The organism is Nonomuraea sp. NPDC049378 (assembly GCF_055586745.1).
In genome coordinates this window covers 1-9,466 of sequence record NZ_JBVJHP010000050.1, presented here as the reverse complement: position 1 = coordinate 9,466, position 9,466 = coordinate 1, and the positions used below count along the sequence as shown (strand labels likewise).

Annotated in this window: 11 protein-coding genes; 4 read left to right on the top strand and 7 right to left on the bottom strand. The window is 69.6% G+C overall.

Features of this window, described 5'->3' with window-relative positions; translation table 11 throughout:
• The first annotated feature begins 78 nt into the window (after positions 1 to 78).
• Both ACZ6SA_RS49045 and ACZ6SA_RS49040 read left to right on the top strand, forming a co-directional pair.
• Positions 79 to 351, top strand: coding sequence for a DoxX family protein (locus tag ACZ6SA_RS49045; protein WP_465836369.1), 273 nt, complete (start codon positions 79 to 81; stop codon positions 349 to 351).
• Between the two features lie 58 nt (positions 352 to 409).
• Positions 410 to 985, top strand: coding sequence for a TetR family transcriptional regulator (locus ACZ6SA_RS49040; RefSeq protein WP_465836367.1), 576 nt, complete (start codon positions 410 to 412; stop codon positions 983 to 985).
• Positions 986 to 1,002: 17 nt separating this feature from the next.
• On the opposite strand, the gene ACZ6SA_RS49035 is transcribed toward ACZ6SA_RS49040, so the two are convergent.
• The 3 genes from ACZ6SA_RS49035 to ACZ6SA_RS49025 form a co-directional block, all read right to left on the bottom strand.
• Positions 1,003 to 1,719, bottom strand: a complete 717-nt coding sequence (locus ACZ6SA_RS49035; protein WP_465836365.1) for a DNA alkylation repair protein — start codon at positions 1,717 to 1,719, stop codon at positions 1,003 to 1,005.
• 190 nt (positions 1,720 to 1,909) lie between these two features.
• A complete protein-coding gene (locus tag ACZ6SA_RS49030; protein ID WP_465836363.1) occupies positions 1,910 to 3,349 on the bottom strand; it encodes a dihydrolipoyl dehydrogenase family protein in 1,440 nt (479 codons plus the stop codon).
• A gap of 1 nt (position 3,350) precedes the next feature.
• Positions 3,351 to 3,908, bottom strand: coding sequence for a hypothetical protein (locus ACZ6SA_RS49025; RefSeq protein ID WP_347649620.1), 558 nt, complete (start codon positions 3,906 to 3,908; stop codon positions 3,351 to 3,353).
• A 146-nt stretch (positions 3,909 to 4,054) separates the two neighbouring features.
• Between ACZ6SA_RS49025 and ACZ6SA_RS49020 the strand changes: the two genes are divergently transcribed.
• A complete protein-coding gene (locus ACZ6SA_RS49020) occupies positions 4,055 to 4,654 on the top strand; it encodes a TetR/AcrR family transcriptional regulator (protein ID WP_465836360.1) in 600 nt (199 codons plus the stop codon).
• A gap of 63 nt (positions 4,655 to 4,717) precedes the next feature.
• Here the strand turns inward: ACZ6SA_RS49020 and ACZ6SA_RS49015 are convergent, their stop codons facing one another.
• A complete protein-coding gene (locus ACZ6SA_RS49015) occupies positions 4,718 to 5,311 on the bottom strand; it encodes a TetR/AcrR family transcriptional regulator (RefSeq protein ID WP_465836358.1) in 594 nt (197 codons plus the stop codon).
• Between the two features lie 123 nt (positions 5,312 to 5,434).
• Positions 5,435 to 5,863: an organic hydroperoxide resistance protein gene (locus tag ACZ6SA_RS49010; RefSeq protein WP_465836356.1), complete on the bottom strand. Its 429-nt coding sequence runs from the start codon at positions 5,861 to 5,863 to the stop codon at positions 5,435 to 5,437.
• A gap of 459 nt (positions 5,864 to 6,322) precedes the next feature.
• Here ACZ6SA_RS49010 and ACZ6SA_RS49005 point away from each other — a divergent pair, with 459 nt between their 5' ends.
• Positions 6,323 to 7,738, top strand: a complete 1,416-nt coding sequence (locus tag ACZ6SA_RS49005; protein WP_465836354.1) for an MFS transporter — start codon at positions 6,323 to 6,325, stop codon at positions 7,736 to 7,738.
• A gap of 123 nt (positions 7,739 to 7,861) precedes the next feature.
• Here the strand turns inward: ACZ6SA_RS49005 and ACZ6SA_RS49000 are convergent, their stop codons facing one another.
• Positions 7,862 to 8,539: a response regulator transcription factor gene (locus tag ACZ6SA_RS49000; protein WP_347649624.1), complete on the bottom strand. Its 678-nt coding sequence runs from the start codon at positions 8,537 to 8,539 to the stop codon at positions 7,862 to 7,864.
• Positions 8,540 to 9,325, bottom strand: coding sequence for a sensor histidine kinase (locus ACZ6SA_RS48995; protein WP_347649625.1), 786 nt, complete (start codon positions 9,323 to 9,325; stop codon positions 8,540 to 8,542). It lies immediately after the preceding gene.
• Positions 9,326 to 9,466: the final 141 nt, after the last annotated feature.

Sequence of the window (9,466 nt, the reverse complement as noted above, 5' to 3'; positions counted from 1 at the left end):
GCGCAAACTCCGCTGCTGCCCACTTCTCGCAGGTCAGCTCGTCAAAGCGATCCTCGTCCTTCAGCTCCGTGAGGCTGGATGAAAAGCATTCAGTGCTTCGAAGACGTGAACTTGCCGCGACGTTACTGGTGGATCATGCCACCGGTGAAATTCGCCGCCGCGGCCGGTCTGATCCTGGGCATCTGGCTGCCCTATCTCGGCGCCGTGACCTGTGTCGCGCTCGTCCTCTACTTCATGGTCGCCATCGCGATGCACATCGCGGCCCGAGACCTCGGCCGCAACCTCTTCCTCAACGCCACCGCCATGCTGCTGATCTGCATCGGAGTCGGCGTCCACAGCTTCATGACATGAAGCTCGTACGCGCCTCGGCGAACGCCGACCACTCCATACCCAATGGTACGTTCGTCGGATGAGCACGGCACGAGACCGGTGGCTGAACGAAGGCCTGAAGGTCCTTGCGGAAGAAGGTGCGGCAGGGATTCGAATCGACCGGATCGCCGCTCGACTCAACCTGTCGAAAGGATCGTTCCACCATCACTTCGATGGCGCCGAGGGATATAAGAAAGCGCTTCTCGCCCATTTCGAGCACCTGTCGGTCGAAGCGCTCGAGAATGCCATTGCCGAAATCGGGGAATCGGCCGGCGCCCGGGTGGTCCTCGCACGGCTGACAGAACTCGTCCGCCCTGGCGGCACCGGACTCTATCGCCCGGAGATCGACACCGCACTGCGGGCGTGGGCGACTTGGGATGCGGATGTGCGTGCCGTCCAGGCTCGCCTGGACGAGGCCAGGGTGTCCGCGCTCCAGCGGGTGTGGAGATCAGCCGTCGCCAGTGACGAGGAGGCCCGGACGGCGGCCCTGTTGCCCTACCTGCTCGCGGTCGGAGCAACCGTCGTCTTTCCCCCCGTCGACGCCGACCAGCTTCGCGACCTCTACGAACTCCTCCTGCCACTCGTACCGGACAGCTCCGGCCAGGCACAGGGGTGAGCAGCGACGGCCCGCCCTCATGGAGGCGGGCCGTCAGGTCGGGGAGACTGCCGTGCCAGGCCCATGTAGTGCGCCTTGAACTCGCCGTCGAGATGTTCGACGGCGTAGCGAAGGGCCGTGCGGGGCATGGTGGCGGCGTACCGGTCCAGGAAGCCGAGCAACAGTGCCCGATCCCGCTTTCCTGCCTCACGGATCCAGCCGCCATAGGCCTTCTGCACCAGGGCAGCCGGATCATCCACCAGGATCTCAGCGATGCCGAAGGCGTCGACGAGATCGTTCTGGCGGATGAAGTAGGAGGTTGCGACGATGGCGGTGCGCCGCTCCCACCAGTGGGCAGAGCGGGCCAGCTCATACAGCGTGGAGCGGGATCTGCCGTACAGGTGGCCTCCCACGACGTACGGCGCGGCCAGGTCCACCAGGTCCCAGGTGTTGATGCGGTCGTGGCGGCCGAGGTAGAGGTCGTACAACTGCGCTCGGCGGGCGTCCGGTGTGCGCTTGCGGCGGGCCTGCTTGTCCATGATGCTGCACGCGCCGACCCTGATCTCGTGCACATCGTTGTCGAGCAGCTTGGCGATCTCGCCCGGCTCCATGTCGATGGATTCCTTGGCCAGTGCGAAGATGTCCCGCATGCGCAGGCCCAGCACGGTGCCAGGCCCGGACGGGCGGTACGTGCGCGTCTCCGGCACCGGCAGGGCCATCAACCGTTCGGTGAACGCTGCACTGGTGGGGGTCATGTCTTGGTTCCTCTCCCTTCTCCGGGGTGGCGGGCGGCGAGGGCGGGATGCGCATGGCATGGCTTGCGGCCCTGCCTGCCGGTCGATGTGGGCTGAGTCATGACGGCCATGCCGGCACAGGCGTTCCGTGCGCACCGTGATCCACGGTAGAGCCAAAACAGCAGCCTGACCGCCTGACAGGACCGGCCCTTCAGCGGCCGTAGGCTTCCAGCAGCCGCAGCCAGACCTCGCTGACGGTGGGATAGGCCGGGACCGCGTGCCACAGCCGGTCCAGCGGAATCTCGCCGACGACCGCGATCGTCGCCGCGTGCAGCAACTCCGCGACGTCCGGGCCGGCGAGCGTGAAGCCGACGACGACCTTCCGGTCCTCGTCGACGACCATGCGCGCGTGGCCGCGGTACCCGTCGGCCTGCAGGGCGGCCCCGGCGACGGCGCCCAGGTCGTGGTCGACGACCCTGATCCGCAGCCCGGCGGCCTCGGCGGCGGCCGCGGTCAGCCCCACCGAGGCGATCTCCGGCTCGGTGAACACCACCTGGGGCACCGCACGCTCGTCGGCCGTCGCCGCGTGCCGCCCCCACCGGCCGTCCTCGACCGTTTCCCCCTTCGCGCGGGCCACGATGACGTCCCCCACGGCGCGGGCCTGGTACTTGCCCTGGTGGGTCAGCAGCACGCGCCGGTTGACGTCGCCGGCGGCGTACAACCACCCGTCACCGATCGGCGCCCCGTCGTCCCCGAGGACCCGCAGCGTGTCGTCGACCGCGAGCCAGGCACCCGGGGTCAGGCCGATGGTGTCCAGTCCGAGGTCCTGGGTGTTCGGTGTACGGCCGGTCGCGACGAGCAGTTCTTCGGCCTCGATCTGCCCGCCGTCGGTGAGGGTGATGTGCACGGTCCCGTCGCCGGCGCGCTTCACGGCTCCGGCCTCCGCGCCCGGGTGCACCGACACGCCGGCGTCCCGCAGCGACTCGATGACCCGCTCGCCGGCGAACGGCTCCGCGTGCGGCAGCACGCCGTCGCGGGCCAGCATCGTCACCGACGCCCCGAGACCGGCGAACGCGGTGGCCATCTCCGAGGCCACCACGCCACCGCCGATGACGGCGAGGCGGCGGGGGACCTCGTTCGCGGCGACCGCTTCCCGGCTCGTCCATGGCGCCGCCTCGCGCAGACCGGCGATGTCCGGGACCAGCGCGCCGCTTCCTGTCGCGATGACGACAGCGTGCCGCGCGGTCAGCGAGGTCCTGCCGGCGTCGCCTCCGGTCACCTCGACCGTCCGGGCGGACGTGATCCGTCCCTGTCCGCGGTACAGCGGAACCCCCACCTGCTCGAGCCAGGCGGCCTGGCCGTCGTCCTTCCAGTGCGAGGCGAAGGCGTCGCGACGGCCGAGGACGGCGGCCACGTCCAGGTCGCCCGTCACCGCCTCACGTGCGCCGGGCACCTGGCGGGCCGCCCGAAGCGCCGCCGCGCTCCGCAGTAATGCCTTGGTCGGCATGCAAGCCCAGTAGGAGCACTCGCCTCCGACCAGCTCCCGCTCGACGATGGCGGCGCTCAAGCCGCCCCGCACCACCCGGTCGGCGACGTTCTCCCCGACCGGGCCCGCGCCGATGACGATGACGTCGTACGTGGTGGCGTCCACGTCAGTTCCCCCTGGCTGCGCGGCCGAGGCGCAGTGCCGAGACGAGGAAGAAGACCCCGCCGAGGACGGCGTAGCCGGCCACGTTGGTCAGCATGGGGTTGGGCGCGGAGGCCCCCAGGAAGAACGACGTCCCGGCCAGCACGGAGATGCCCCCGCTGAGGATCATCGCCCACTGGCCGCCCATCTTGCGACGGCTGACACCGACGATCAGCTGGACGAGCCCGGAGACGACCGCCCAGACACCCCACACGCGCAGGATCGCCGGGGCGCCGGAGGCGCCGGCGACGGCCAGGCCGGCTGCGGCGAGGAGGCTGATCGCGATGTTCACGTAGAGCCCGTAAGGCGGTCCGGCGGCACGGGACGAGCGGGCGTCCACGATCGCCGCGGCGACGTCAAACAGGGGATAAAGGACAATCAGGGCGATACTGAGCGGCCCGAGCTGCGACATGGTGGCGAACAACAAGGCCGCCCAGACGATGGCGAACGCGAACCGCACGAAGTAGAGCCGGCGCAGCGCCAGAGCGACCCCGCTGGTGGAAAGTGTCTCGACGGTGGTCACGATGATCCTTTCGATGGTGTACGGCGGGCGCCGCGATCGGGCGGCTTCCACGCCGACGATGAGACCGAACGTTCTATCGCGACTCAGCATGGCAACGAGGCGCCGAACTGTCAAGACAGAACGTTCTATCTGATAGCTTGGACACCATGGAGCGCACCGAATCCGGAGGGCGACGGTCCGAAGCGCGGGCCCGCCTGCTCGACACGGCGACCAGGCTCTTCTACACGGAGGGGATCAACGCTGTCGGCATCGACCGCATCGTCGCCGAGGCACAGGTCACCCGAGCCACTCTCTACCGGCACTTTCCCGGCAAAGAAGACCTCATCCTCGCCTACCTCAACGAGACCGACCAGGCCGTGCGAGCGGTCACCGACGCCGCCATCGCCGGCGGGCTTCCCGCCGCCGAAACCGTTCGAGCAGTCGGCAGAGCCATCGCCCAGAGCATCCAGTCCCCCGGCTTCCGCGGGTGCGCCTTCCTCAACGCGGTCGCCGAATACCCCGACCCCGACCACCCGGTGCACCGGGCCGTGATCGCGCACCGGCGGTGGTTTCTGGACACCGTCACGGGACTGCTGGCCCGGATCCGGGAAGCGCACGCCGGGCCGGCCGCCCGGCACTTCGTGATGCTGCGCGACGGCGCGATGGCATCGGGCTGCCTGTCCGACCCGGCGCTGGTCTGCGACACCTTTCTTCGCGGAGTCGAGGGACTCCTGCACGCTCACGTCTCACCGGCGACAGGCGGCTGACGGGACCGCCGCGGTCAGCGGCGCTCCAGCGCGCGGTCGGCATCCAGGCCCGAGGCGTCGTCGCTAGCCCGAGGCGGAGTTGCTGCGGAACTGCAGGATCCCCTCGACCCCCTGCAGGAACGTTTCGCGGATCCCCGCCGGATCGGTCAGGCAACCCGATGCCATCGCGCCGTCGCGCAGCATCACGAAGTGCCGGGCGGCGAACTCCGGCGGCGTCTGCCCGACTTGCCCGAGCAGGTCCGTGACGGTGTCAAGGAACCACTCGCGGTGGGCGAGGACGGCTTGGTGCACGGGATGCTCGGGGTCCGGATATTCCGCGACCGCGTTGAGGAAGGCGCATCCGCGGAACTCGGCCGACCCGATGCTCTCGGCGATCGACCTGGCGACGGCCCGCAGGATGTCGATCGCCGGCAGGCCGCTGGCCAGGGCTTCGCCGACCTGGTCGCGAACGGCCTGGTCGATTCCCTGCAGATATGCGACGACGAGCGCGTCCTTGCTGGGGAAGTGCCGGTAGAGCGTGGCACGGGTGACCTTCGCCTCCGCGACGATCCGGTCGATCCCGACGGAGTGCAGGCCTTCCGCGTAGAAAATCCGAGTCGCCGTCGCGAGCAGCCTTGATCGCGCTTCGGAGACCTGGACGCGAGTGTTGTCCACCATCGAGGCGAGCGTACCAGATAGAACGGTCAGTCTTCTGGGAAGCCGCCGGGCGAAGGGCCGGGCCGACGGTCCGCATCGGCCCGGCCACCGGGGGTCAGACTTCCCTGGAGCCGGTAGCTCCCATTAGGCGACGGTCGCGTCCACGGTCACCGGAATGTTGCCGCGTGTCGCGTTGGAGTACGGGCAGATCGCGTGGGCGGCGTCGACGAGCTTGTCGGCCGTCGCCTGCTCCACACCGGACAGTTCGACGTGCAGTGCGGCACTGAGGCTGAACCCGCCTTCCGGCGTCGGGTGAATCTGAACCTCGGCGATGACCGCGGAGTCGGTGATCCGGGTCTTCTGCTGTGCCGCGACAGCCTTCAGCGCAGAGTGGAAGCACGCGGCCCAGCCCGCCGCGAACAGCTGCTCCGGGTTGGTCGCGCCACCAGGTCCTCCCATGCCCTTCGGGATCGCCAGGGAGATGTCGAGCAGGCCGTCGTCGGTCCTCACCTGCCCTCCCGCCCTGCCGTCGCCGGTGGATGTGGCGATGCCGAGATACAGAGGTTTGCTCATGGTTATCTTCCTTTGCGCACAACGGGCGGCGATGCCGACGACGCGAGACCGAACGTTCTATCGTGCTCTATCATGATGCCGAGCGGCTGCGCCGTCAAGACCGAACGTTCTGTCTCAGACAGGCCGGGATCACCACGTGGACACGACTGGCCACCTTCACCGCCATGCGCTCGGGGTGGCGGTGCGCTCTGTGTGCACCGCGTCCGCGAGATGACGGGTCAGAGCTGGGCGGACCCGCCGTACTCGCCGGCGGAGGGGCACGGGATCACCTGCCGCCGGCTTCGGTAGTATCGCCGGCATGTCTGCTTCGTGCGCGGCCGCTTGTGCCGCAGTGACGAGGACGCTCCGCTAGCGGCGGGGCGTTCGTCTCACTTCTGGTGAACGGTCCGTCGCTCCCCGGTCGTACCGGAGCGGCACGTTCGTGCTGCTCGGAACTTCTTCTGAGCAACGGAGCGCTCGATGCTTTCAGGCATTCTCTTCTCGCGCCGGGACGGATCGTCCCCGGTGCGCGCGTGGCTGGTGCTGTGCTGCATGGCCATGCTGCAGTTCTTCATCGCGGTTGACGTGACCGTCGTCAACGTCGCCCTGCCCTCGATCGGCGCCACCTTCCACGTCGACGGTCACGCGCTGACCTGGGTAGTCGTCGGCTACACGATCACCGGTGGCGGGCTGCTGATGTTCGGGGGGCGGCTGGGCGACATGCTCGGCAGACGACGTGTCCTCCTGCTCGGCACAGCCCTCTTCGGCTCCGCGTCCCTGCTGGCCGGGCTCGCGCCCTCCTTCACTCTCCTGGTGGCGGCCCGGCTGCTGCAGGGAGCCGGCGAGGCGATCGCGCTTCCGGCGGCGATGGCAGTGATCGTGCTCATGTTCCCCGAGGGGCCGCGCAGATCGCGGGCGCTCAGCGTGTGGGCGGCCGTCGCGAGCTGTGGCCTCGTTCTCGGGTTCGCGCTCTCCGGAATCGTCGTCGAACTGCTGGGCTGGCGGTGGATCTTCCTGCTGTCCGTACCTTTCGTCGCGGTCGTGCTCGCCGCGGTGGTCTTCCTCGTGCCGGGTGAACGGCCGGCCGAGCCCTCCCCCGTGGACCTTCTCGGCTCGCTCCTGCTGGTCGCCGCCCCGCTGCTGTTCACCCTCGGGGTCGTCGAGGCGGGGAAGACGGACGGCACGCTGCCATGGCTGCCGCCGGTGGCGCTGGCCGGCGCGGTAGCGGCCGGGGCCCTGTTCGTCAGGGTCGAGCGCCGTGCACGGAACCCGCTCGTGCCGCTGCGGTTCTTCCGCAGCCGGCCCCGCGTCCTGGCCAACCTTGCCACCGCCCTGCTGAGCGCGGCGCTGTCCACCTCGTTCCTGCTGTTCACCTACTACCTGCAGAACCGGTTGGACGCCGGTCCGTTCCAGGCCGGCCTGGTGATGCTGCCTCTGGCGGTGTTCCTGATCGCGGCCTCGGTGCTGGTTCCCCGGCTGCTCGGCCGGTGGGGCGCCCGGGCCTGCGTTCTGGCCGGGATAGGCTGCACCGTGCTGGCGATGGCGGCCATCGCTCTGGCCTCCTCCCTCCACGCCGGCGCCTTGACGATGGTTCCGGCGATGATGCTCATCGCCGCCGGGATGGGGTTCGGGATCGTCGGGCTGCAGTACGTCGCGGTGACCGGAGTCACCGAAGACGACGCCGGCATCGCGTCCGGTGTCCAGCGAGCGGCCGACCAACTGGGCGGCTCCACCGGGATCACGATCTACGTCGGTATCGGGTTCGCTCCCGCCTTGGACGGCATCGACCCGTTCCTCGCCAGTAGTGCCCTGGCCATCGCCGGGCTCGCCGCAGCCGCCTTCGTCACCTGGCGGATCTCCATGCCCGCCGCGGTGCAGGAAGAAGAGACCGTGTGATCCCTGGCAGGGCCGTGTCCGGCACGTCCTGGCCCGGCCCAGCCTGAAGGATCTTGCTGGGACGGCCGCATCGTGAAGGCCCTCGGCGGCGCCGGTGTCACCGTCTCCCCTGCGCCAGGCTGGTCATTCCCCCGCGTCGCGGACCAGGAGCGCGATCTGCACCCGGTTCGCGACCGCCAGCTTGGCGAACAGGTTGCCGGTGTGCGCCTTGACGGTCGCGACGCTGATGTGCAGCCGCTCGGCGATCTCCGGATTGCCCAGCCCGTCGGCGATGGCCCGAGCAGTGTCGAGTTCTCGTTCGGTCAGTGCCGACAACCGTTTCCGCGCGGCTTCGCGGGAGGAGTCGCGAGCGGCGGAGGACTGTGGACCGGTGGCTGCGGCGATCACCCGTACCGTGGCCGCCGGAGACAGCGCGGGGTTCCCGTCCGCGACCGTCCGCACCGCGTCGGCGATCTTCGGCGGCGGGGTGTCCTTGAGGACGAACCCGAGTGCTCCGGCGCGCAGCGCGCCGAGCACCAGATCGTCGGAGTCGAACGTGGTCAGCATGAGCACCCGCGGCGGCGCCGGCCGGGTGAGGATCTCCCGGGTCGCGCTGAGACCGTCACGGCCGGGCATGCGCACGTCCATCAGCACGACGTCCGGCCGCTGCTCGTCCACCACGGTGATCGCGGCGTCCCCGTCGGCCGCCTCCGCGACGACGGTCAGGTCCGGCTCGCCGTCGATGACGAGTCGCAGCGCCATCCGTACCAACTGGTCGTCGTCGACGATGACGACACGCACCGGCTCCCGCTCGGTATCCACTCACGTTCCCTTCTCGTGATCGTCCCTTGGCCAGGGCACTCGGGCGGTGAGGAGGTATCCGTGGTCGGCTGTCGGGTGGTGGTGAAGTTCTCCGCCGGTGAGGGCGACCCGCTCGGAGAGACCGAGCAGGCCGAATCCCGACGTCGGTGGTTGTGCGATGGTCGTGGTGGCCGGCGAGTTGCGGACGCTGACGTGCAGGTCGTCGCCGGCTGCTCCCGCGAGGGTGATGTGTACGCGTGCGCCCGGGGCGTGTTTGGCGGCGTTGGTCAGTCCTTCTTGGACGATCCGGTAGCAGGTGCGTCCCACGAGGTCGGAGGGCTCTGCCGTCACGGTGGTGGCGAGCGTGACGTCCAGTCCGGATGCGCGGGCGTCGGCCACCAGGTCGGGCACGCGGTCGAGGGAGGGTTGTGGTGGCTCCGGGCGGCCCGGGTCGGCTCGAAGCACACCGAGGACGCCCCGTAGTTCTTCCAGTGCTTGGTGGGAGCTGTCGGCGATGCCCCGGATCAGCACCCGGTTCTCCGTGGCCGTGAGATCGCTGCGGTGGTCCAGCACCCCGGCCTGCATGGCGACCAGGGAGATGCGGTGTGCGAGCACGTCGTGCATCTCGCGGGCGATCCGGTTCCGTTCCAGGGCCCGTGCCTGCGCCGCTCGTGCGGTCTGCTCCCGTTCCGCGCTCTCCGCCCGGTCCCGCAAGGACCGCACTTCGGCGCGCCGCGCGCCGACGGCCATGCCCATGGCCACCGCGATGCCCGCGGTCAGTGCCGGAAACGCGAGGTCCAGCCACATCGAGCCGGGCGGGCTCTGGATCGATTGAACTCCTCTCTGGCCTGAGGGCCGGAGATTCTCCCGTCACACCGTGGTTAAGCGGCGCGCGGGGGTTGACGCTTCACAGACCGCCTAACGGCGAGGTCTCCACGTCCTGACACC